General features: G+C 34.5%; 13 protein-coding genes, 1 pseudogene and 1 riboswitch. Of the genes and pseudogenes, 13 read left to right on the top strand and 1 reads right to left on the bottom strand.

Translation table 11 applies throughout. The annotated features are described in order from the left end of the window. The first annotated feature begins 202 nt into the window (after window positions 1-202). The 12 genes and pseudogenes from ACS127_RS00425 (at window position 203) to ACS127_RS00370 (ending at window position 24,034) form a co-directional block, all read left to right on the top strand. Complete coding sequence (locus ACS127_RS00425) at window positions 203-3,331, top strand: glycoside hydrolase family 2 TIM barrel-domain containing protein (RefSeq protein WP_440896504.1); 3,129 nt, start codon at window positions 203-205, stop codon at window positions 3,329-3,331. A 189-nt stretch (window positions 3,332-3,520) separates the two neighbouring features. After that, window positions 3,521-5,254: a glycoside hydrolase family 35 protein gene (locus ACS127_RS00420; RefSeq protein WP_440896503.1), complete on the top strand. Its 1,734-nt coding sequence runs from the start codon at window positions 3,521-3,523 to the stop codon at window positions 5,252-5,254. A gap of 112 nt (window positions 5,255-5,366) precedes the next feature. After that, on the top strand, window positions 5,367-6,935 hold the full coding sequence (gene istA / locus ACS127_RS00415; protein WP_440898046.1) for an IS21 family transposase: 1,569 nt from the start codon (window positions 5,367-5,369) through the stop codon (window positions 6,933-6,935). Beyond that, window positions 6,932-7,696 carry an IS21-like element helper ATPase IstB gene (gene istB, locus ACS127_RS00410; protein WP_337020333.1) on the top strand — a complete coding sequence of 255 codons (765 nt, stop codon included), beginning with the start codon at window positions 6,932-6,934 and terminating at the stop codon, window positions 7,694-7,696. The genes istA and istB overlap by 4 nt, the downstream gene beginning before the upstream one ends. A 1,472-nt stretch (window positions 7,697-9,168) precedes the next feature. Beyond that, window positions 9,169-12,612: an Ig-like domain-containing protein gene (locus ACS127_RS00405; protein ID WP_440896502.1), complete on the top strand. Its 3,444-nt coding sequence runs from the start codon at window positions 9,169-9,171 to the stop codon at window positions 12,610-12,612. Window positions 12,613-13,114: 502 nt separating this feature from the next. Then, window positions 13,115-14,080 carry a formylglycine-generating enzyme family protein gene (locus tag ACS127_RS00400; protein ID WP_440896501.1) on the top strand — a complete coding sequence of 322 codons (966 nt, stop codon included), beginning with the start codon at window positions 13,115-13,117 and terminating at the stop codon, window positions 14,078-14,080. A gap of 149 nt (window positions 14,081-14,229) precedes the next feature. Continuing rightward, window positions 14,230-14,847, top strand: a complete 618-nt coding sequence (locus ACS127_RS00395) for an NUDIX hydrolase (RefSeq protein WP_440896500.1) — start codon at window positions 14,230-14,232, stop codon at window positions 14,845-14,847. Between the two features lie 189 nt (window positions 14,848-15,036). After that, window positions 15,037-16,192: pseudogene (tnpB, locus tag ACS127_RS00390) on the top strand (IS200/IS605 family element RNA-guided endonuclease TnpB). Window positions 16,193-16,456: 264 nt separating this feature from the next. After that, window positions 16,457-16,622, top strand: a riboswitch (M-box (ykoK) riboswitch). 562 nt (window positions 16,623-17,184) lie between these two features. After that, on the top strand, window positions 17,185-18,546 hold the full coding sequence (gene mgtE, locus ACS127_RS00385) for a magnesium transporter (protein ID WP_440896499.1): 1,362 nt from the start codon (window positions 17,185-17,187) through the stop codon (window positions 18,544-18,546). Between the two features lie 749 nt (window positions 18,547-19,295). Continuing rightward, window positions 19,296-20,135, top strand: a complete 840-nt coding sequence (gene licT, locus ACS127_RS00380; protein WP_440896498.1) for a BglG family transcription antiterminator LicT — start codon at window positions 19,296-19,298, stop codon at window positions 20,133-20,135. A gap of 452 nt (window positions 20,136-20,587) precedes the next feature. Continuing rightward, window positions 20,588-22,513, top strand: coding sequence for a beta-glucoside-specific PTS transporter subunit IIABC (locus ACS127_RS00375; protein ID WP_440896497.1), 1,926 nt, complete (start codon window positions 20,588-20,590; stop codon window positions 22,511-22,513). Window positions 22,514-22,591: 78 nt separating this feature from the next. Further along, on the top strand, window positions 22,592-24,034 hold the full coding sequence (locus ACS127_RS00370; RefSeq protein WP_440896496.1) for a glycoside hydrolase family 1 protein: 1,443 nt from the start codon (window positions 22,592-22,594) through the stop codon (window positions 24,032-24,034). A 73-nt stretch (window positions 24,035-24,107) separates the two neighbouring features. On the opposite strand, the gene ACS127_RS00365 is transcribed toward ACS127_RS00370, so the two are convergent. Beyond that, window positions 24,108-24,983 carry a LysR family transcriptional regulator gene (locus ACS127_RS00365; protein WP_440896495.1) on the bottom strand — a complete coding sequence of 292 codons (876 nt, stop codon included), beginning with the start codon at window positions 24,981-24,983 and terminating at the stop codon, window positions 24,108-24,110. Between the two features lie 398 nt (window positions 24,984-25,381). Here ACS127_RS00365 and ACS127_RS00360 point away from each other — a divergent pair, with 398 nt between their 5' ends. Continuing rightward, the gene (locus tag ACS127_RS00360; protein ID WP_440896494.1) at window positions 25,382-26,686 is read left to right on the top strand and encodes a YeeE/YedE family protein; all 1,305 of its coding nucleotides are present in this window, start codon (window positions 25,382-25,384) and stop codon (window positions 26,684-26,686) included. The last annotated feature ends 56 nt before the right edge of the window (window positions 26,687-26,742 follow it).

Below are 26,742 nucleotides of genomic sequence, written 5' to 3'. Positions count from 1 at the left end.
CAAATTTTTACTAAATTAATAAGTATTAAAGGATGGAACTAGCTAAATATTTTGTTATTATATTGATCTAATAAACAAATATATCAACAGTAAAAAATTTAGTTAAATTTACTTGACTAAATGATTAGTAACAATTAAAATCAACATATGTAACCGTTGTCAAAGATTAATTATCATTATATTTGAGTAAAGGAGAGGGAAAATGTTGAAGCGTTTGCGTAAATTAGATTATCATCCACCGGTAAATGGATTTCCTGAATGGAACAATAATCCTGATATCTTTCAATTAAATAGACGGACAGCTCATGCAACCTATATGCCTTTTCAAACCATTGAAGAAGCTTTAGAGGGGAAGCGTACTCAGTCTCCATGGTATCAATCGTTAAATGGACAGTGGAAATTTGCCTTTGCAGAAAATCCAGCAAGTCGAATAACGGATTTTTATAGGGCGGATTTTAATCATAATGATTGGGATGATATTACTGTACCGGGTCATTGGCAGCTTCAAGGTTATGATTATCCCCAATATACTAATACAAGGTATCCATGGATAAACACAGAAAAACTTGACCCGCCTTTTGCTCCAACGAAGTATAATCCAGTTGGACAATATGTGCGTACTTTCGCAATACCAGAGAGTTGGCGAGATCGTCCTGTTTATATCAACTTTGAAGGTGTAGAATCTGCTTTTTATTTATGGGTAAATGGGGATTTGGTAGGCTATAGCGAGGATACTTTTACAGCAGCTGAATTTGATCTAACACCTTATTTGATTGCTGGTGACAATAAACTTGCTGTTGAGGTATACCGCTGGAGTGATGCTAGTTGGCTTGAAGACCAGGACTTCTGGCGTTTAAGCGGTATTTTTCGTGATGTCTATCTTTATGCCCCTCCTGCTGTACACATTGATGATTTTTTTGTTCAAACAGAGTTAGATGCTGATTATAAAGATGCGAACCTTAAAGTAGCGATAGATGTGCTTGATTATTATGAGAGGGGAGAACCTGTTACTTGTCAATTCATGCTCTATGATCATAATGAAGAGAAAATATTAATTAATCCACCGACCCAAAATGTCCAATTCATTGATGGTGATGTGAATCAATTTGAATTACAGACATTTATTGAAAATCCATTGAAATGGAGTGCTGAAATACCAAATTTATATAGGCTTGTTATCACTCTATCGAATCAAGCGGGTGAATTAATTGAAGTGGTCAGTTGTCGAGTAGGTTTTCGTCAATTTGAATTAAAAGATGGTTTAATGAAGCTAAACGGTAAACGGATTGTTCTAAAAGGTACGAACCGGCATGAGTTTGAAGCCGCTAAAGGCCGGGCCGTTAGTTATCAAGATATGGTTGATGATATTAAGTTAATGAAAAAGCATAACATTAATGCAGTTAGAACGTCGCATTATCCGAATCATCCACTATGGTATGACTTATGTGATGAGTATGGCTTATATGTTATTGATGAGACAAATTTAGAAACACATGGGACATGGCACTATGCACAAGATGGTTTAGGCAATACTCTGCCAGGAAGTAAGCCAGAGTGGACAGATAATGTTATCGATCGATGCCAGTCTATGTTTGCACGTGATAAAAACCATCCATCTATTATCATTTGGTCACTTGGCAATGAATCTTATGGTGGCGATAATTTTATCAAAATGTATCAGCATTTAAAGGAAAGAGATTCAACTAGACTCATCCATTATGAGGGTGTGTTTCATTATCGAGAGTCTGAAGCTGCTTCAGATATCGAAAGTACGATGTATATTAAACCTAGTGACGTTGAACAATATGCTAGAGCAGCAAAAGAAGGTACAAAGCCATATATTTTGTGTGAATTCGGTCATGCGATGGGGAATTCATTAGGGAATTTTTATAAATACACGAATCTATTTGATCAGTATGATATTTTACAAGGTGGTTTTATTTGGGATTGGAAGGATCAGGCTATCCTTACTAAAAATAAAGAGGGCCAACCCTATTTAGCCTATGGTGGTGACTTTGGTGAATCGCCTCATGATGGTAATTTCTCAGGCAATGGAATTATTTTCGCAGATGGTACGATAAGTCCAAAGTTATTTGAAGTAAAAAAATGCTATCAAAATGTTAATTTTTTAGCTGTTGATTTGTCACAAGGTCAATTTAAATTAATAAATAAATTTCTTTTTACTGATCTAGCAAACTATCAATTAGCATGGCAAATTAGTGAAAATGGTGTTGTTATTGATCAAGGTGAACAAAGGATTGAATTGGCACCAGGAGAAACAGGGAAAATTCAGCTTAACTATCATTTACCTAAAAGACGAACCATTACTGATGAGCATATTTTAACCGTTAGCTTAATTGAATTAAAAGATCAATTATGGTGTAACGAAGGACATGAAATTGCATTTGAACAGTTTGTCTTACCAACGTCTCATCAAAAGATAGATAATCAACCTGAAGTTTTTACCCCTATTACAGTACTCGATCGATCAGAAGTAATTGTGGTCAATGGTGAGCAATTTGCTATTCAATTTAATAAACAAACAGGTCATCTTAGCTCTTATAAAGTTAAAGAAACGGAATTAATAAAAGAGGGGCTTAAACCAAACTTTTGGCGAGCTATGACGGACAATGATCGGGGAAATCAGTTAGATAAGCGCAGTCGAATATGGCGTGAAGCAGTGAAAGAACAGAAACTACTTCATTTAGATTGGCAAACTTCATTGAACCATGTGACTGTAACAACTAAATACTTTTATGAGAAGCTCAATCAGACCTATTTAAATATCAGCTATCAAATTGACACCAGTGGTGAGATACTAATTGATTATACACTTAATCCCGGTGAAGGGTTACCGGAAATACCTGAAATTGGTTTATCCCTGGCTATGCCAAAGTCTTATCAACAATTTAGTTGGTATGGTAAGGGGCCGCATGAATCTTATTGGGATCGTCAAAAAGGTGCAAAAATCAGTTATTACCAGGATAAAGTTGACAATCAATATGTTCCCTACTTAAAACCGCAAGAATGTGGCAATCATATTGGGGTTAGATCAGCTCAGATTACGAATGAGTCGGGCAATGGTCTTGCAATTGTTGGTTTACCAACTGTGGAATTAAGTGTATTACCCTATACTGCTTATGAGCTTGAAGCAGCATCACATGCTTATCAGTTACCAAACAGCGACCAGACTGTCATACGAATTAATCTTGGACAGATGGGAGTTGGCGGTGATGATAGCTGGGGGGCAAAGACACATGACGAATTTATTCTTGCTGCCAATCACCCTTACTTTTTTAAGTTTAAATTGAAACCTGTATTGTTAGATTAATAAAAATGATCAAATGATAATCAATAGTAAATGGTATTTTACCAGATTACACATACTTTCACTTTGGAAGATGACTATTATTTAGGCATCCTACGGTAATACTTGCAGGACCTACTTCATGTAGGTCTAAATTCCATTATTTGAAGTTTTGTTTTAGGTAGTTTGTAAATGTAGAGAGGGAGGAACATTATGCTTACAGTAAAAGATGGGAATTTTTACTTAAATGATCAACCATTTCAAATATTATCAGGAGGAATTCATTATTTCCGAACGGTTCCGGAGCATTGGGTAGATAGATTATTGAAATTAAAAGCTTTGGGGTTAAATACGGTAGAAACATATATACCATGGAATTTCCATGAACCGAAAAAAGGGGAATTTAATTTTTCTGGTTTAGCAGATATTGAACAATTTATTACGCTAGCCAAAAGTTTAGATTTATATGTGATCGTAAGACCGTCACCTTATATATGTGCAGAATGGGAAATGGGTGGTCTCCCCGCATGGTTACTCAAAGATAAAGAGATTGTTTTAAGAAGCAGTCAGCCAACTTTTTTACAGCATGTTGAAGCCTATTTCGATGTCCTATTACCGAAATTCAAGAAACATTTATACCAGCATGGTGGCCCAATTATCGCCATGCAAATTGAAAATGAGTATGGGGCATATGGAAATGATTTGGATTATTTAAACTTTTTTAAAGATCAATATAAGAAACATGGTTTGGATACTTTTCTCTTTACCTCAGATGGTCCTGTGTATATGGAACAAGGTTCATTACCAGGTGTAACAACGACCTTAAACTTTGGTTCAAGAGTCGATGAAGCATTTGGTAAGCTTGAAGAATTCAAGCCAAACTCTCCTAAAATGGTGACAGAATTCTGGATTGGTTGGTTCGATCATTGGAATGGGAAACATCATACGCGTGATGATGAAGATGCGGCTGAAGTTTTTAGAGATTTAATGGAAGTTGGTAGTTCAGTTAATTTCTATATGTTTCATGGTGGCACGAATTTTGGTTTTATGAATGGTGCGAATCACTATGATATTTATTATCCAACGATTACGAGTTATGATTATGATGCCTTATTAACAGAAAACGGTGAGATTACGGAAAAATATAAAGCTGTAAAGAAAGTTTTAAGTCATTATATAGATGTTCCAGAAGATTATAAAAGTGAAATAACAACTCATGCATATGGTCATGTTGAGTTAACAGAGTCGGTTAGCTTATTTGATACATTGCACGATATTAGTAAGAAAGTTGATTATATTACTCCTTTATCAATGGAGGAACTTGATCAACCTTATGGTTACACACTTTATCGAACGAAGGTTAATCGTCAGGGCGAATTAACATTTAATTCAGATGCAATTCATGACCGTTCTTATGTGTATATTAATGGGAAATATGTATTGACGACTTATAAAAATGACCAAGAAAAAGAATTAACCTTAAATTTTCCAAAAGAGGATAATGTTTTAGAAATTTTAGTTGAAAACATGGGAAGAGCAAATTATGGTGAGCATTTACTTGATGAAAAAGGTATAGTTAAAAATCTTTGGTTAGGTGAGCAGTATTGGTTTAATTGGGAAATGTATCTAATTGAAACTGAAAGTCTTCCTAATGATTTTACAGCCAAAGATAATCGTTTCCCTAAGTTTTACCGTGGGCATTTTAACGTAGAAAGTCTTCATGATACTTTTGTAGATCTAGAAGGTTTTAGTAAAGGAAATGTATTTATTAATGGATTTAACTTAGGACGATATTGGAACACAGCGGGTCCACAAAAAACACTATACCTACCAGGTCCATTATTGGAAAAAGGAAACAATGAGATCATCGTTTTAGAATTAGAAGAAACAGATAGAAATACCATTCAACTAGTTGATCAACCTAATGTGACTGCTAAACTAGAGTAGACAGTTTTTGCTAGATAAAAAGACACACTTATTTACACAAAAATATTAATAATAAGAACTTCCATTGTACAATGTTTATATCAAAACATACAGAACAGTGGAGGACGTAAAGGTGGATAAGTGGGAAATGTATATGGAAATACATCAATTAATTAAAAAGGGTTTTAGTAAGACAAAGGTAGCTGAAAAACTAGGAATCTCAAGATCAACCGTTCATCGTTATCTAAAAAAGAATCCTTCGGATATGTCTAAGTGGGTTGATTCCATTCAAACCAGAAGTAAGAAATTAGATCCTTATAAAGAACTAATTTTATCCTGGCTAAGAGAACATCCAGATATGTCTGCGGCACAAGTAGAAGATTGGCTAAAAGAAAGATACGAAGATTTAGAAGTAGGTGAAAGTACGGTTCGCTCCTATGTTAGAGAACTTCGAGAGGAATATAAAATAAGAAAGGAAACTTCACCACGAATTTATGAGGCTATTCTCGATTCACCTATGGGTGAGCAAATACAAGTTGATTTTGGTCATACGAAACAGAAGGCAGCAGACAGTAAGGAAGTAAAATTAAACTTTATAGCATTTGTACTATCTAATTCTAGATATAAATATATGGAATGGTTGGATAGGCCATTTACTACCCAAGATGTCATTAAAGCACATGAAAATGCATTTAAGTGGTATGGAGGAATTCCAGGTGAATTGGTATATGACCAAGATAGTTTAATCGTTGTCAGTGAGAATGGTGGGGATTTAATTTTAACACAAGAGTTCCAACAATATAAAGAATCTAGGAATCTAAACCTTCGTGTTTGCCGCAAGGCGGATCCAGAGAGCAAAGGAAAAATTGAAAATGTAGTTGGATTTATTAAACATAATTTCGCTAAACATCGAGTTTTTCATAACATTGATTCTTGGAATGAACAAGGGTGGGAATGGCTTCATAGAACTGGAAACTATAAAATTCACCATACAACAAAAAAGAGACCGGTCGAAGTATTTTCCCTGGAAAGACAACACTTAAGACCAGTCACCAAAAATATAGATATAAAATATAACTATGAAAATAGTATATCAAGATGTGTCCATAAGGACAATACCATTCGATATTTATCTAACCGTTATACTCTACCATTGGGGACGTTTGGCAAGTACGAAACGGTCTGCATTAAGGAAACGGAGGAAAGAGAATTAATCATTTATAGCCCTGAAACAGGTGAAATCATAGCAAAGCATACGATCCCTGACGAGAAAGGGTTATTGATTAAAGATAGAAAACATAGCCGTGATAGAACAAAGGGTATTGATGCATTTATGAATACAGTTGCCGAGCATTTTAATGACAGTGAGATGGCTTATGATTATCTACAAGCAGTAAAAGGGAAGTACCCTCGATATATTAGGGATCAACTCCAAATGATAATAAAAGAGACAAAAACAAATAACAAAGAAATTCTATCAACAGCATTGAAAGAGTGTATAAAGAGGAATCTTTATGGTGCCACAGATTTTAGCGATGTCGTTGCCTATTTAAAACGACATCGACAAATGGAAGATACACCAAATGATACCGCTAAGAATGTAACACGAGTAAAAGGAGTTTCAGCTTGGGTTATGGAAACAGAAGCTCAAAAACGAGAAGTGAATGCCTATACTGCCATATTGGAAGGTGATCCAGTATGAGCCAGTTAAATCAATTACAAGAATTGATGAGAACTCTACGTTTAACAGAAACAGCAAATCACCTTCCTGCATTAATTAGAGAGGCTGAGCAAAAGGATTCCTCCTTTACTCAGTTCCTCCTAGATGTAGTAAAATATGAACAAACTCGCAGAGAAGAAAAGCAGTTAGAAAAACGATTTAAATGGGCTACATTTCCGTTCCAAAAGACATTAGAGGAATTCAATATAAAAGAACAGAAATCATTAAGCAATAAACATTTGAATAGGTTGAAGGATTTAACTTGGATAGAACAGTTACACAATATCATTCTATTAGGACCACCAGGTAGTGGGAAAACTCACATATCAATTGGATTAGGAATCGAAGCGTTAAACCAAGGTTACAAGGTTATCTTTACTACGATGGGAGACCTTATTCATGTATTAAAAACGGAAGAAATTACTCGAAAATCACAGACGAGAATGAAAAGAATAAGAGATGCAGACTTAGTTATTATTGATGATTTGATGTTTATGGCGATGGATTCACAGGAAGCTAATATGTTCTTCCACTTGATTAATGATTTATACAATCAATCATCCATCATTTTAACTTCAAATAAAGCACCTAAAGAGTGGGGAGAGCTATTAGGTGACCAAGCAATTACAACAGCTATATTAGATAGAATTCTACACCGAGTTGAAATCATTCATCTAAATGAAGATAGTTATCGAATGAAACATAGATCGACCATATTTGGGCAAGAAAGTGTTTCAAATTAATGAGCATAAATTGTGTCTTTTTACTTGACGGTCACACCTAATTTGGGCTAATTATAAAAAGTGAAATTTTAGACTATCTTTTGAAAAATAGTTTATCTATGTAAATTATAGTTAAAAATATAGTATTTGAAATTTACTTTAAATAGTGAAAGACATCTTTTCTTTTTTGGCATAATTAATTTAGTAAAATTATTGCTGAAATAGGAGAGGTGTTTTTTTATTATTACAGTCAATAAAGGTCTCAATAAGTAATTACTAAAATAAATATTTTAAGAGTTTTACGTATTAAAATTCTGTAAATATATTTTTTTAGTTAATATTTTATGTGATGTTTGAAATAACGGAGCTGTTTCGGGTGTAAGTAAGAGATTATCTACAATCATCCATTGTTTTGATGTGAATATTATGAAGTAGAAATGGATCCATCATAATATAGGGTGATAAAAAGGTAGGAATAACATAAATTACCGGGTACTCTCTAATCTAATAGGAATAAATAAGAAACGCATTTATTCTTGCGATGTGAATGCCTGGCAGCTTCTTTTAGTGCCATTACTCCTCCCAACAAAAAGATAGTTGTATGTCAAAAAAACACCTATAATTTTTCTGACTAAAATTAAACAATTGCACTTATTATCCTAATGATACTCAATAGATATATTTTAGTAAAAAATATATTTAAAAAAGAAGATAAAAGTCTAATAAAGGAGAATAATTATATTTTTTGTATAAAAAGATGAAATAGTTAGCTAAAGGAAAGTAATTTCGATAAATTTATCTTCCCTGGTGAAAAAAGTCATTAACAATACATTTGAGTAGAAATATAACATAATAGAATTTGTAGATTCCTTATTTTTAAAATTACATTAAAGAACTGTTGACAAAAATCTTTTAATAAAATACAATAAATTCGTTAGTAAAATTTAAGTAAATTTTATTTAAGTGTTTTTATTTATGGTATTTGGCCATTTTAAGTTTTTTATAGTTAATTTGAAAGCGCTATCAAAAAAGAGAATTTATTTGAAATTATAAATAAAAACTTCCAAAGGTTAGATGAGAGAAATAATTTCATAAACCCTATAAAAGATTAAAGACTATCATAAATTTTAAAAATAAAATTTAAGCGGCTTACTATTAGTTTAATAGTTTATGTTGAAACGTTATAAACACGCGTTAACATATACATATATTAAAGTGGATTTTTGCATACACAATTGTATATCTATGTACTTTATTAAAGACAAATAATAATAAAATTTTTGTTTAAAGTTGAAAGTTACAAATACAATTTAATAGATTCACAAACATAAATTAACTTAATTAATTTATGTTTTGAGTAAATTTATACATGAATAAGTATAACAGACTTAGAGAGGTACCCTGAAACAATATGTCAGATTTTTAAGGAGGGAGTGGATTCTTCTACAAAATAACTAGATTAATTTTAAATAAGGGTATAAGGAGGAAGTTCATTGCTTAAGAAAAAAAGTGAAAAGTTTACATTGTTATTTATGATATTTCTATTAATTGTGTGTTCATTCTTGCCTATTCTAGTATTTGCTGAAGATATAAAAGATACAAACAACGATGAATTTCAAATTAATGATTTAGACATTCTCTATGCTCCAGAGGCGTATTCTGAAAATCCAGCCAGTAATCTTATTGATGGAAATGATGCTAATTTTTATGAAACAAACTGGGATTCTGGTGGTCGTTTTTATCAACCTGGTGATTATTTTGTTATTGATTTGAATGAAAGCCAAAATGATATCGGAAAGATTGTTTATACACCAAGACAAGATAGCGCTAATGGAAGAATTGACGAGTATAACATTTATTTAAGTAATAAAGATTTATCAGAAGAAAACATAGACGGTACACAAGATGATTTGGATGAAAACTTTATTTTAGCAGGAAAAGGAATCTGGGATACAACAACTAGTGCCAAACAGACGGCCACCTTTGTATCTGATACTGCACGGTATGTTGCCATTCAAGCCTTATCTACTGGTGGAGATGGGAATACACTTTCTGCTGCTGAGGTTGAAGTATATCAGAAGACAGTAGAAGATATTGATACAGTTGGTATTGAGGAAATTGTTGAAAAAATTGAGTATTTAAAGTCAAGTGGAATACATCCTCAAGCGGTGGAAAGTATTGATAGGCAGTTGGAAAAGGTAGGCGATATTAATAAATTAACTGTTGAAGGTATTATGTATTACACAACCTTATTAGAAGACTTATATGCTTTGTATGCGGATATAGGTGAATATGATTCTATTAGAAACGGGGAAGTATGGTTAGATACAAAAGGTGAACCAATACAGGCTCATGGTGGTGGAATTCTATATAACGAAGAAAATAAAACGTACTATTGGTATGGTGAAGATAAAACAGAAGATAATTTACCAGGTGCAGACGTGGACGCTGTACCGATTACTGGAGTTCGTGCTTATTCATCTAGGGATTTATATAACTGGACAGATGAAGGAGTTGTGTTACCCGTATTCAATAATCCTAGATTTGGAACAGCTGAACTACCGGATGAAGATTTACCACTATATCTAGATGAAAATTCCGATGCTTATAAAGATTATGGGGAAGATTTTGATCCTAATAGAGATGTTACTGTAGAAGATCCAAGTGTGGACTATACGGGGATGATGAAATCACCAGCTAATACGTTAAGCAAACACAATTCACCAGAACGAATAGAAGAGTTGAATGCTCTATATGCGGAAAATACAAATATAGAAAAGCAAGAAATGTATAGAAATTTCAACTGGGATAAAGTTGTTGAACGTCCAAAAGTCATCTATAACAAAAAAACAGATAAATATATTATGTGGTGGCATCATGATGGTCCGGTTGCAGGATCTTATTGGTTAGCAGAAGGTGGCGTTGCAATCAGTGATTCTCCAGCCGGTCCATTCAAATATCTTGATACATTTCGTATGCCGAATACTGGTGCTGAGGACGGTAATGAAGGAATGCTAAGAGATATGACCCTTTTTGTGGATGAAGATGGTGATGATGCGACACACGATAAGGCATATATTATTTTTTCGTCAGAAGAAAACAGTGCAACTATCGTTATGCAATTGAATGAGGACTATACAGCTCCTGCAACAGATGATAATGGCGAAACTTTGGAAGGTGTTCACTGGGAGAGGGTTCATAAGGATTGGAGAGAATCACCGGCTCTCTTCAAGCAAGACGATGCGTATTATATGATTACATCTGGCTTAACTGGTTGGAATCCGAACCGTGCTAAATACCATGTTTCTACGAATGGAATATTTGGTCCTTGGATAGATAAGGGAGATCCAATGGTGAATGATACGGAAGGTACCACATTTAGAAGTCAAAGCACATTTGTATTACCTTATCGTGATATTAATGGAGATGTTGTCGAAAACAAATTTATTTTTATGGCCGATAGATGGAATCCAAGTAACTTGAAAGACTCTAGATATATATGGTTGCCATTTGAATTAGATAATAAAAATAATATCGTCCAAATAAATTGGTACGATGAATGGAATTTAGACTATTTGCAAAATATCGATGTACTTACAGAGCTTCCAAAAGTCACTAAAGTTGGACAGAGTCCAGAATTACCGGATGAAATTGAGATTACTGTTGAAAATGAGCGTAAAACTGTTCCGGTAACATGGGAACTCAAAGAAGATTTGTTTTCACGAATAGGGACAGTTACACTTGTTGGAAAAATATCAAGTTTAGATGACCGAGAAATAAGACATGATATTCAAGTTATTCCTTCTAATGTTAAGTATTTTGTTAATCCATCTGGCGAACTAACAGAGGATTACTTACAAATGATTTCCTATATGGATGAAACTCTCCTTAATAAAGAAGTTAGTGATCAACCATATGATCCAGATAACGGAAATAACTGGGGATATTCAGGTGGAAATACAAGTATACACAGTGAAGGTAATGATATATATAGTTCATTTAGACATATTACCAAGGATAGTGATCAGAAAGATATTAAATATACCTTCGAACTCGAAAATGGAAATTATACTATATTCGCAGGATTTTTTGATCCGTGGAATCAGTGGGCGCAGGGAAATAGAAAGGCTAACGTGTTTGTAAATGGCGTTTTAAAAGAAGAAGAATATACGTATTCTGAACAATATGATATGAGAGAGTATGAGGATATTGAAGTTTCAGATGGTCAGCTTGAATTGAAAATTGAGCCTTCACCAAGTGTGGCAGGTTTAACCGATTCAGATTCACAGATTAGTTGGATTATGATAGCCGATAATAGTGTATCTGAGCCTCCAGTAGAGGAAATAGTGACAGGTGTACAACTTGATCCAGAACATCTTGTTTTAATGGAGGGAGAAGAAGCAGAGCTAATCGCAACTGTAACTCCTGAAGACGCCGTGAATAAAGATATTTTATGGTCGAGCAGTAATGAAGAAGTAGTTACAGTAGATCAACATGGTAAAGTAACAGGGATAGGGGCAGGCACAGCAGTGATTACAGTGACAACAGTTGAGGGTGGATATGAGGCAACTAGTGAGATCGTGGTAGAGGAAGATCCTGATACTACTCCAGGAGACGGAGAAGAGGGCAAAGACGGAGAAGACGGCAAGGACGGAGAAGACGGCAAGGACGGAGAAGACGGCAAGGACGGAGAAGATGGCAAAGACGGAGAAGACGGCAAGGACGGAGAAGATGGTAAAGACGGAGAAGATGGCAAAGACGGAGAAGATGGCAAGGACGGAGAAGATAGTAAACAGACTGATAAAGACCATACTGTCAATAAAGAGAGTGAAGGCAAGGAACTTCCTAAAACAGCTACACCTACTTTCAATATTTTATTAGTTGGTTTATTACTAATTTTAATAGGAACTATATTTTTTATTAGAAAAAGGGCTTAAGAACTGTCAATTTGTGATGGCATCTTGTAAAAAACAGGTAATCAATTAAGAAGCGTAGAGAAAGTCAAGGAAGACAAGTGACTGACCGATTTCATGTGTGAGATTATAATATTTGATATTTTAGGTCTTTCGTTAGACACTCTAAGATGATTAGTGTAAATTCACGATTGTGGATTTACACTTTTTTTTATTTTTTATAGTAGTAAGTGAAAAAGAATCCATTAACTATATTGATTTGTTGAATCTTTGAGGTGAATCAACCTTATAACACATATTAAGTATGAAAGAATTTAATATAAAATCACTACTAACCCTTTTATCTGTTTTTTTAAATTGAAAAAACGCTTTAAATTAAAAACTTGGTGGAAATATTTTTGATATGTTAGAATTTAAACTAACTAGCCCAACAAACAATGGTAAAGTTATGGGCAACTTTAATGAAATAATTATTTAGCGATGATTCTCTACCTAACTGATAAATACAATTCAAGAGGTGAATTGATTGAATTCAAATAATAAGCAAGGTTGTTGTTGTTCAGTACAGCGATCTAACGAGAAGTCAATGATGAATGGACAAGATGAGTCTGTTCGTAAGGTGAAAAGTAAGCTTAATCCATTGAAAGATATGGTGCTGATTAAGGGTGGGTACTTTTTAATGGGGACAGACGACCGTGAAGGTTTTCAAACCGATCAAGAAGGTCCGATACAAAATATTAAAGTAAATGATTTTTATATTGACCGTTATGCAGTCACGAATGAAGATTTTGCAAGCTTTGTTGCCGAAACGGGTTATAAAACGGATGCAGAAAAATTTGGGTCTTCATTTGTTTTTCATTTATTGTTACCTGAACAAGCAAAAAAGTCTAACCAATCAGTAGCGAGAACACCATGGTGGTATGAAGTCAAAGGTGCCTACTGGGAAAAACCAGAGGGACCTGATTCTACGATAGAAGGAAGAAAGAACCACCCTGTTATTCATGTCTCGTGGAATGATGCGATGGCTTATTGTGAATGGGCAGGGAAACGCCTGCCTGCTGAAATAGAATGGGAATATGCCGCCAGAGGTGGTTTGATTCAGAAGAAATATCCATGGGGAGACGAGTTAACACCGGCTGGGGAGCATGTATGCAATATATGGCAAGGGGAATTCCCATCCCATAACACCCGAGAAGATGGGTTTTTAGGGACAGCGCCAGTAGATCATTTTTCACCAAACAACTATGGATTATATAATGTATCGGGGAATGTATGGGAATGGTGTCAAAACCATTTTACTGATAAATATGCGAAACCACAGGATTTATCTGATTATCAGCTACATTCACAAACGCTTAAAACGACTAGAGGGGGATCTTATCTTTGCCATCGATCATATTGTAATCGATATCGTGTAGCTGCGAGAACGGCAAATACGATTGAAAGTTCAGCAGGGAATATGGGATTTCGCTGTGTGCGAAGTGTTGATTAGATAAATACAGTGTAAAGAATATTAAATACTCAGTCTAAATTGAAGGGTTGTTTATCTCGGTAGAAATATTGATGAGCAGCTATTCTAAAGTATCTCGAATCACTATAAATAGTTAATTTAGTTAAAAATAAATAGTGGAGTTGATCTAGATGGAACCTAAATGGTTAGAGTGGGCTAAGGAGCTGCAAGCTATATCACAGGCGGGATTAGCCTATTCAAAAGATGTTTATGATTTGGAGAGATTCGAAATCATTAGAGATTTAAGTACTGACATTTTAGAACAGTATACAGAGGTTGATAAAACCCTGATTAAAGATTTGTTTGCGAATGAGACAGGGTATGCAACACCTAAAGTAGATGTTCGTGCTGTTGTGTTTAAAGATGACAAGATATTAATGGTAAAGGAAATAGCAGATGGTGCTTGGGCCCTTCCTGGAGGCTGGGGTGATATTGGCCTAACTCCAAGTGAAGTAGCGGTAAAAGAAGTTCAAGAAGAATCAGGATTTGAGGTTAAAGCAGTTAAATTGATAGGTATTTTCGATAAAAAATGTCATCCACACCCAACCTCACCATACCATGTCTATAAAATATTTATTCAATGTGACATAATGGGTGGGCAACCCAAGGAAGGAATCGAAACAAGTGCTGTTGATTTCTTTGCTAAAAATGATTTACCTCCTTTATCGGTTGCAAGGAATACAGAATCGCAAATTGAAGTTGCCTTTAGACATTTACATAATTCTGATGAAGAGGTCTATTTTGATTGAGCTTTGGATGTATTTATGAAAATGTGAATTTTGAAATTTATTGGATTTCCGACAGAAGCCTCCCACTTCTAGGAACATGAAGGGCATCGCCCCGTGAGTAAGTGGGAGATGAATGTGGGTTGGCGCTAGCCAAAACATCTCCCTTATGATATAATGAGAACATATATTCCTATTAAGTGAGGTGAGATGATGTTAGTCAATAAAGCCTATAAATTCCGCCTCTATCCGAATAAAGAACAACAAATCCTCATGAATAAAACGATCGGTTGTTCACGGTTTGTTTTCAATCACTTTCTAGCCAAGTGGAATGAAACTTACAAGGAAACGGGTAAAGGACTCAACTATCGTTCATGCTCTAAACAGCTTCCCGCTTTAAAGCAGGAATATGAGTGGCTAAAAGAAGTCGATAGTATTGCCATTCAATCAAGTGTCAAACATCTATCTGAATCTTTTGCGCGCTTCTTTAACAAACAAACAAACAAACGCCCCACGATTTAAGTCTAAAAGGAACCCGACCCAATCGTATACAACGAAACACACGAACGGAAATATCGCAGTCGTGGGCCATACAATCAAGCTGCCAAAATTAGGGCTTGTCAAGTTCGCTAAAAGTCGTGAGGTCGATGGACGCCTTCTAAATGCTACGATTAGAAGACATCCAAGTGGTAAATACTTCATTTCTATCCTTGTTGAGACAGAGGTAGACTCACTCCCTCAAACGAAGCAATCAACAGGGGTCGATGTGGGCATCAAAGCGTTTGCCACACTTTCAGATGGGACGACGTATAAGAACCCTAGATGTTTACGCAGGCTAGAAAACAAATTAGAAAAAGAACAACGCAAACTGTCCAGACGATATAAACAAGCCAAGCAAGATAGAAAACCCCTTCATGAAGCGAAAAATTATCAAAAACAACGGGTCAAGGTCGCTCGTATTCACGAAAAAATTAAAAATGTCAGAACAGATTACTTGCATAAAGTCAGTACTGAAATTGTCAAGAATCACGACATCATTGGTATTGAGGACTTACAAGTATCTAACATGCTCAAAAACAAACGATTATCAAAAGCCATTAGTGAAGTCAGCTGGTCAGAATTCCGTACGATGCTTGAATACAAAGCCAAGTGGTACGGAAAGGAAGTCGTAGCCATCTCCAAAAACTTCCCTTCTAGTCAACTTTGTTCGCATTGTGGCTATCGACATCCAGACGTTAAGCATCTCGCCTTACGCATGTGGCAATGTCCTTCATGCCATAGAGCACACGATCGAGATCTTAACGCAAGTAAAAATATTGAAGTTGAAGCCATCAGACTTCTAACTGTCGGTACGACAGGGATCGCCTAATCAATAATCAACCATTAGGTTGGTGTTCTTAGGAATCTCCCTCTTCAAATTTCATTAGAAATTAAGGGGTGAGTAGTTCAATTAGCTGTAAATTATTCTTTTTCATCTTATATATTCTCCAATAAGTTAATATGAGCTATAAAAATCAGTTCTTATCTGTGGCTATACACTTGTTAGCTCAACTTTACAAGATTTTTTTATCAAAAAACTATCCTTGACCGATTGACTAATGGCAACAATTGATGTATTCTAAAGGATGGTCATAAAAACCTTCGTTAGGTAAGGCTCCTGTGGTGGAGATACGCTGCTGCCCAAAAATGTCCAAAGACGCCAATGGGTCAACAGGAACAATCGAAATAAGGTTGTTTTTAATGTAGCTGGATTTTTTCCTATGCCTCACAGTGCTAAAGCTCTACGATTGGAGGATATTTGTCAGCTTTTTTATGGTGGCTTTATGGACTTTAGTAAAGTGTAAAATTTCAGCTAAGAAGCAAGTTAGTCGCAGCTAAAATATTTACGCCTAAAGGATAAGAATAACTCATACATTCTTTAAAAGATGAGTGAATGTAAGTTCTTCTAAAGCATACCTCTTAATTAGGCTATTTTCAAAACACCTTCTATCGTAGGAGGTGTTTTTTTGTGCCTTGAGAGGATAATTTTTAATGAATTAAAGTATAAGAAAAACAAGAGTGAGTGTACTCGCCGTGTGGCAGGATTGCTTAGAGATATAACAGGCTTCGAAAAAGCTGTATAGCGTACATTCATTAAATCATTGATAGAGCTGCTTAGCTATAGCTCTAAACGGTAAGTTAGTTTTTTCTAATATTTTCATTCATATATGGGAAGGATGTGGAATGGATATGGAAAGCAGTCAAGATGCTGATTCGGATCATTATTGTTGTTTAGTTTTTATTGAAAAGAGTAAATTACAGGAGTTCATTCCTACAATTCTTCTAGAATAAAGTAGTTAACTCCTAGCAGGAGGGATTACAATGGAAAAGTTAGATGAAAAAAAACGTGAACAATATACAAAGGTTATTTTAGCTGCCTTACACAAAGAAAATAAGAAGGGATTTCGCCATTCTTTTTTAGAATTACATCCCTCAGATCAATTAGATATTTTTATTGCCCTAAATCAAAAAGAACGTAAACAAGGCTATGCATATCTTAAACCCGAAGAATTTTCGGAAATATTCTCTGGTTTAGATATCAGAGAACAAAAACTCTTTTTCCTAGAATTAGATGAAGATTATTCATCAAACATGTTTAATCATATGTTTACAGATAATGTAGTGACTTTTTTAACAGAGATAAATCCTGAAAGAGCAGAAGCTATTTTGTCGAAAATGGATATAGATAAAGCGGAACAGGTAAGAAGCCTACTGTCGTATACGGAAGAAACGGCAGGGTCAATCATGACGAAAGAGTTAATTCGAATATCAACTACAGAAACCGTAGCAAATATTCTGGAAAGACTAAGAAAAGAAGCACCTAAAGCAGAAATTATTTATTATCTTTATGTTGTTAATCTGGAAAGAAAATTAGTTGGGGTTGTTTCATTACGTGATTTAATTGTTGCTCCACCAGAAGAAACAATTGGAAATGTGATGAGTACAAAAGTTATCTCTGTAACTGAGGACATGGACCAAGAAGATGTCGGACGAACAATAAAAAAATATGATTTTCTTGCTGTTCCAGTTGTTTCTAAGCAAAATCGTTTACTTGGAATTGTAACCGTTGATGATATTATGGATATTCTAGAAGAAGAAACGACAGAAGACTTTGAGGACTTATCGGCAACAAAGGGATCAACAGATATAAATTTGAGTGGATATGAAACAGCCAAAAAAAGAGTTCCATGGATTGTTGCACTTATGTTTCTAGGAATGATTACAGCTAGTGTGATTGGTTATTTTGAAGAAACCTTAGAATCTGTCGTTTTACTATCTGTTTTCATACCAATGATTATGGATTCAGCTGGAAATGTAGGAACACAATCATTAACAGTAGCTGTTCGCGGTCTTGCTCTAGGAAGCATTAAAGCGGGAGGATTCTGGCGCATGATTAAACGAGAATTAAGTGCTGGTTTTCTTCTTGGTTTAATTTGTATGGTATCGATCACGATCTTAATATCTATTTTTTATGGAAATTGGGTATTAGCAGTGATTGTTGGTTTTTCACTTCTTTGTACGTTGACTGTTTCGACAGTTGTTGGTTTTATTGTCCCATTAATTATTAATAAGTTGAAATTCGATCCAGCTATTGCGTCAGGACCGTTTATTACGACACTTAATGATGTTTTAGGATTGCTTATTTATTTTTCAATCGCAACTGCCTTAATGGATTTCTTGTAAAAAAGAGCTTCGATCGAAAATATAATGATAAACAAATAACGTCAGGCTATCCGATATGGCAGTTGTTTGCCTTTCAATTGGATGAGATTAGCTTAAATATCAAATATTTATTGATATAGCTGTTCGAATTCTTCACTGAAATAATAGTTGACGCTATTTGAAAGTTATGCTAAATTATAGTTGTAAATTAATATGGATTTTATTTAGGAATGTTACCTTTTTGGGCATAACCTGAATTGTTTTGACACGCCCTTGGTGTGTCTTGATGCAATTCAGGTTTTTTTAATTCCAGGATAAGTGAGATATTACTTATCTTGGAATGAAAGCGCTATATTTAAAATTATCAAAAGAGGAGGGGGAAATTATTATGAAATAAAAGTATTGAGATTTAACAATTGTTTAAGGCAGATAGGAAAGTGATAGGGCAAAAATAGAAGACACATGTTTGGAAGTTACGCATATAGCAATGGCAAATAATCCACTTGTTCCTTTAGATTCAGTGATAAAGGAAATTCTTGATGAAATATTAAAGCCCATAAAGAATATTTATTAGGATTTAAAAAATATTCTTTACTCTAGTTATTTAAGTAGGATATGAGAATAAATATTCTCTACCCGCTTGAGTCATCCGCAAGAACACCTAGAAAATGTTAAGTTGAGTCTTAAAAACTGAGGTAAGTAAGACTTGAATTTTTCCTACTTAATTTTGAACCAGATTTAATTAAAAGTGAAATAGGTGTGAAGTAGAGATGAAGATCAAAAAGATTTTAAATAATAATGTGGCCATATCTGACAACGAGCTCAATCAAGAAATTGTTGTGATGGGAAAGGGTCTTGTTTTTCAGAAAAAGATCGGTTCATCTATTGACCCCACAAAAATCGAAAAAACTTTTGTTTTAGAAAGCAAAGGTATATCAACAAAGATTGCTGAATTACTTGAAGATATTCCAGAAATCTATTTAGAGCTAACTTTTAAAGTGATTACTTTAGCAAAGGATAAATTGCCTTATAAATTAAATGATTATTTATATGTTGCTTTACTTGATCACTTAAATTTTGCAGTTGAAAGACATAGGAGAGGTTTAGATTTAAAAAACCCTTTACTGTGGGAAATCCGCAAATATTATAAACAAGAATTTCTTATATCATTAGAAGCGCTTGAACTGATAAATAAAAAATTAGAGATGACTTTACCTGAAGATGAAGCAGCCTCCATCGCCTTGCATCTTGTGAATAGTCAACTCTCTGGCGAAAACGTTGCAACGACGATTCAAGTAACTGAAATGGTTAATGATATTTTAAATATTGTTAAATATTATTTTCAAATGGAATTTGATGAAGAATCAATCAATTATGAACGTTTTTTGACACATTTACGTTTTTTTGCGATTCGTTTTATTCGAAAAGAAAAAGCGCAAAACACCTATGATGATTTTCTATATGAACAAATTAAACTAAAGTATAACGAGGCTTTTCGTTGTACTAGGAGAATTGCTGATTATCTTAAAGACTACCATGATTGGATAATTTCACAAGATGAAATTCTTTATTTGACCTTGCATATTCACCGGCTATCCAATCGAGATTGATTTAATTTTTGGTAGGGTTTAATAAAGAAAAAATAATTGAATTTGGAATGTTACCTTTTTGGGCATAACCTGAATGATTTTGAGAACATTATTTTATGATGTATTTGGATAAGAATGTATTTATACTTCTTATTTTTATATGAGATGTAGGTCTTGTTAAAACTTAATGTTTTCAAAATATATTTGGGTTTTTTATTTTTTCACGATCAAGAAATATGAGATCTTATCAATGCTAGTTTAAGAAAAACGAAGGCCTCACTTCCTCATGGCTATAGTGATTTCAACGGTTTCCATCGATCATTTGGTTAGGATGAGTAATCAGATTAAGCGAAACCTTAGACTTTTTACATCACAAGAATAAGAGATTTTTTCATTCTGAGTCCTAGGATGTGGAAGATCTTAAAATGTAGTGATAAGCCAAGTTTTTCTAAAAAATTATAGGAGGGTTAAGGATGAAGTATCAAGAATTAGCCAAAGACATTATCGAAAATGTAGGGGGAAAAGAGAATGTTAAAAGCGTTGTTCATTGTATCACGCGACTCCGTTTCAAATTGAAAGATGAATCAAAAGCAAATACGGAAGTTCTTAACAATATGGACGGTGTTGTTACTGTTAGACAAAGTGGTGGTCAATATCAAGTTGTTATTGGCAACCATGTCCCGGATGTTTATAAAGCAGTTGTGGCTGAAGGTGGCTTTGAAAGTGCAAAGCAGGTTGATGAGGATGATGGAGAAAAGGGGAATTTACTTAATAAATTCATTGAAATAATTTCAGGTATTTTTACTCCCATTCTCTCTGTGTTAGTCGCTTCAGGTATGATTAAAGGTTTCAATGCTTTATTTATCGCAGCAGGATGGCTTGATGAGCAAGGTGGAACATACCAAATTTTAAATGCGATTGGGGATGGATTATTTTATTTCTTACCAATTTTCTTAGGTTATACAGCGATGAAAAAATTTGGTGGAACACCCTTTCTTGGGATGGTGATCGCAAGTGCCTTAGTGTATCCAGCACTTGAGGGTATTCCACAAGCTGGAGAGCCTTTGTACACATTGTTTGCTGGAACATTATTTGAATCACCGATTCATATCGAGTTTTTGGGTATTCCAGTTATTCTAATGACTTATTCTATGTCTGTTATTCCGATTATTTTATCAACATTTTTTGCTGCTAAGCTCGAAAATTACTTGGCAAAAGTGATTCCAGATGTGATTAAAACGTTTGTCGTGCCAATGTTGACGATGTTAATTATTATCCCGTTAACATTTTTGATCATTGGTCCGATTGCCACTTGGGCTAGTCAATTGTTAGGTCAAGGAACGATTTGGCTTTATGAATTGAGTCCTGTTATTGCAGGTGCTTTCATAGGAGGTTTTTGGTTAGTATTCGTTATGTTTGGTCTGCATTGGGGGCTTGTCCCAATCGGAATAAACAATATTACCAGTCAAGGCTGGGATCCAATCTTAGCTTTGATATTTGTTCATTCTTTTGCCTTAGCCGGTGCAATTGTTGCTGTTTGGATAAGAACGAAAAGTGAGAAAATTAAAACGCTAAGTTTTCCAGCGTTCTTATCAGCTGTTTTTGGAGTAACCGAACCTGCTATGTATGGGATCGCTTTACCACTCAAATGGCCGTTTATTTACACCCTTATTTCGTCAGCGATTGGTGGAGCCATATTAGGTATATTCGGATCAGTAGGATATGTGATGGGTGGACTTGGTGTATTCCAATGGCCAAGTTTTATCCATCCAGAAGAAGGTTTGAATACGGCATTTATGGGAACGATACTTGCTGTCGTGGTTGGAACCGTATTAGCTTTTGTATTAACTTACTTTTTTGGTGCGATCAATAAAAATGAAGAAGATTCTCCGGTAACAGAAGGAACAAACGAAGTAAAACCAACAGATATTCCACAAGACGTGAATAGTGAAGTGATTTCAACACCTTTAAATGGAGAGATAAAAAGTTTAACCGATATTTCTGACCATGCTTTTGCTTCAGGCGCTTTAGGGAAAGGGGCAGCAATCAAGCCTACAGAAGGAAGATTGATTGCACCTGTAAGTGGAACCGTTTCAGCCTTATTTGGTACGAATCATGCGATTGGTATTGTAACTGAACATGGGGCAGAGCTATTGATGCATATTGGAATCGATACAGTTCAATTAGACGGTAAATTCTTCGAAGCACACGTTTCCCAAGGTGATAAAGTTGAAACAGGACAATTATTGATTGAATTTGATATTGCTGAAATTGAAAAAGCAGGCTATGACACGATCACTCCAATTGTGATTACAAATGATGATAAATATCAACGTGTTGAAGTTGTTGCACAAGGGAATATTAAAACGGATCAACCTTTACTCGATTTAGAAAGTTAAAGTGCTGATATTGCACGATTTACAAAGGACTAAAATATGACACATTTTGATTTAATTAAGAAAGGAGCAAGATAGTTGATGAAGCAAAATAAAAAATTCCCAAGTGATTTTCTTTGGGGCGGAGCAACAGCCGCCAATCAAATCGAAGGTGGTTTTAATGAGGGCGGTAAAGGGTTAAATATTGCCGATGTCCTTCCGGGTGGAAAAGAGCGTTTAGCGATTTTAACCGAGCCAGGTTTTGACTTTAAATTGGATCAGGAAAGATGCACCTATCCTAATCATCAAGCGATTGATTTCTATCATCGCTATCAAGAGGATATTGCTTTATTTGCTGAAATGGGCTTTAAAGCCTTTAGGTTGTCGATTGCTTGGTCACGTATTTTTCCAAACGGAGATGAAGAAGAACCAAATCAAGAAGGACTCGATTTTTATCATCGTGTTTTTGATCAATTATTAGAACATAATATTGTGCCGGTTGTAACGATCTCACATTATGAAATGCCGCTTCATTTAGTAACGGAATATGGAGGCTGGCGTAATCGCAAAGTCATTAAATTTTTCGAACGCTATGTTGAGACTATTTTCACAGCCTATCAAGATAAAGTGAAATATTGGATGACATTCAATGAAATCAATAGTGGTTTGGTCATGCCGATTATGAGTCTAGGCTTTTCAAAAAAAGCGAATGAGCAGGAAAATGAACAGTCTGTTTTTCAAGCCCTTCACCATCAATTTGTTGCCAGCAGTTTGGCGGTTAAAATCGGTCATGAGATTATTCCTGATTCAAAAATTGGTTGTATGATTATTTATACGCCGATCTATCCATATGATTGTGATCCAGTCAATGTCTTAGATGCACTTGAGAAGGAGCAAGTCTTTAATTATTTCTGTGGTGATGTTCAGGTGCGTGGTGAATATCCAACCTTTATTAATCGTTATTTCAAGGAACATGGTATTGCATTAGAAATTGAAGCGGGCGATCTTGAGATCATCAAGCAATATCCTGTTGATTATATTGCCTTGAGTTATTATATGTCACGAACAGAGAAAGCAGATCCAACCGATTTAGAAAAAACAGCTGGTAATATCATGAGTGGGGTAAAAAATCCACATCTAAAAGCAAGTGATTGGGGCTGGGAGATTGACCCTGTGGGCTTGCGAATTTCGCTAAAGGCTTTATATGATCGTTATCAAGTTCCGCTTTTTGTTGTTGAAAATGGGCTTGGAGCCTATGATAAGGTTGAGCAAGATGGATCGATTCAAGATGATTATCGAATTGATTATTTACGTGAACATATCAAAGCCATGGCGGAATCGATTGACGATGGTGTTGATTTAATCGGCTACACAAGCTGGGGTTGTATTGATCTGGTCAGTGCTTCAACAGGAGAGTATTCGAAACGATATGGTTTCATTTATGTTGATCAGCATGATGATGGAACCGGGACTTTAGCAAGAAAGAAAAAAGCCTCTTTTGATTGGTACAAGCAAGTGATTGAAACAAATGGTGAGAAGTTATAAAAGTAAATAGTAATAGTTAATATCTGTATAATCCCCGAATAGAACAATGAGATTTTGTTTTTATTCGGGGCTTTTATTCTTTAAGAAATAATGAAAGGATTTTTTGTACTTCTTCATTTCTTTTTATTTTTTTATTAAAAAGAAGGTAGAACTTTTGTATGATTTTAAAGTCCTTCAGTGTAATCATACTTAATTGTTTTTCTGCTAATTCTTTGCTAACTGATAAGGCATATGAAAATCCAATCCCATCATTTTTTTTAATATAATCCTTTAAAAGTTGAATATTTCCAATACGTGTTATATTTTTGAAATTATTTGATGTGATATGACAAGATGCTAATTTGGAGTTAATACTATCGTTAATTCCAGCACCTTCTTCTCGAAAAAGGAATTTTTCAGAAAAAATATTATCAAGAGAAACAGTTTGATTTGCTAAAGGGTGCTTAGGCGAACATATAAGTAAAACTTGATCTTCATAGAATGGAATACTCTCATAATGATCTGAGTTTACAGGACCAGAGATAAGAGCGAAGTCAATTAATCTTTTATTTAATAACTTTAATAGTTGAGAAGTATTTTCAACAGTTATGTTTACATGTAGCTTTTGTTGTTCTGACATAAGGTCGGTATAGTCAGGGATATAGTATTCCCCAATTGTGCGGCTTACACCGATGTTAAATGATAATGGTTGCTTATTCCCGGTTAATTCTTCTTTAATGAGTATTATAGTTTGATCAAGTTTTTCGATAGATTGTTTTAAATATTCCCCTTCTTTTGTTAGTTTCACCTTCCTTTCTTGATAGTCAAACAATTTAGTATCAAGTTCATCTTCAAGGTATTGGATATGTTTTGTGACAGTAGGTTGGCTTAAAGCAAGAATTTTAGCAGCTTTTGTATAATTTAAGGTATTTGCTAAAACTGAAAATGTTTTATATCTATAGTCAAGCACTAAGTTTCTCTCCTTTAAACTAGTTATTATGTTTCTATAAGAGGGCACTATATTTAAGTTTCAACCATTAATAAATATATCATTTCAATAGTAATCAAACAACTTCCAATAAATTAAGAATGAATGCATAGAAAATTGTTACGATTCTCCCCATTAATTTTTACTCCTATTTATTCATCAGACTCAATAGTGTTCAAGTTTATTTTATACAACTATTCTTTTTAAGAATAGTTATATTCAAATTCATCATTTCACAAGGTATAATCTTCCCGCTATAATTAAATTCGTCGATAGTTGCTTTACATAGATAAACAAAATATATTCTATTTTTTTATTTATTTATGTGAACTATTGAACAATTATAAAAAATCAAATAGAAGAACGAAGGGGGAATTTTAATGAGGGAAATAGAGTCAACACCAATAGAAAGATCAAGATATACCCAGTTAATAATCGGAATTTTTATTATCATTGGCTTAGTTCTCTTTGGTGTCTATCTTCATTCATTATCAGAAACTTTACCTGTCTATTTATTTGCAGGTGTATTATTGGGTTACATATTAACACGATCACGTTTTGGTTTTGCTGGGGGAATAAAGCGAATCTATATGCGTGGGGAAGGAAGTTTATCAAAAGCACTATTAATACTTATTCTTGTGACAGCACTGGTTACAATGGGAATTCAGTGGAAGGCTGCACTTGAAGGTGCAGTACCTGCTTATTTAGCAACTGAAGGAATGGATATTATTCCCGGTACAGCAAATGTTTATTTTACAAATATTGCAACGATTATTGGTGGATTTATTTTTGGAGTAGGAATGATGTTAGCTGGTGGTTGCGGTTCAGGTACATTAGCTGATTTTGGAGAGGGTTCTGGTCGAGCATTGATTGCCTTTATATTTTTTATTTTAGGTGCATCCCCTGGACATTTTGCAAGGGAATTAATTGATCAAACGGCTATTGGACAAGTGGGTGTACAACTCCATTTACCAGAGGTATTTGGTTACTTTGGTGCATTTCTTATGACAGTGGCTCTTTTAGGCATCATTTATTGGCTAGTGGTATGTTATGAGAGTTATCGCAAAAAGGAAGGAACATATTTGGATCCTAAGGGAGATTATGAAACGATTGAACAACCCTTAGCTCATGAGAAGCGAAAAAAATTCTTCAGCTATGAAACCTATCATAAACTATTTGTAGAACGATGGAGTTTTACTATTGGAGCAATGGCCTTAGCTTTTGCTGCATTGTTTGTTTTAGTAACAACAGGGAAAAATTGGGGTGTATCAACACCTTTAGTAACTTGGAATGTAGCGATCTTTCAATCATTAGGTGTTAAATTTCCAGTGGAGTATTTTGGTTCACATATTGATAAAGTAAATGCAGGTTTATTGTCAGATGGTGGAACTATTCGTAATATTGGTTTATTAGTAGGCTGCTCTGTTGCATTGCTATTAGCCAATCGATTTAAATTTGATTTTGCTTTTAATAAAAGAGATGGCGCATATTTTGCCCTAGGTGGTTTAATGCTTGGATTTGGCTCGCGTTTTGGATTAGGTTGTAATATTGGTGCGATGTATGCGTCAATTTCGAGTTTTTCAATTTCAGGTTGGTTTTTTCTTATTGCAATGTCATTAGGTGGGATTTTTGGAATGAAAGCTTTTGCAGGTAAGGTCTGTATTCTACCTCATCGTATGAGATAAAAATAAGAAAATAATAAGATATATGATTTTTTCACAAAACTAGTAGGAGGTATATT

The organism is Amphibacillus sp. Q70, from assembly GCF_052055485.1.
GTDB lineage: Bacteria > Bacillota > Bacilli > Bacillales > Amphibacillaceae > Amphibacillus.
The sequence above is the reverse complement of the archived record's forward strand: the minus strand, read 5'-3'. Positions and strand labels throughout refer to the sequence as shown.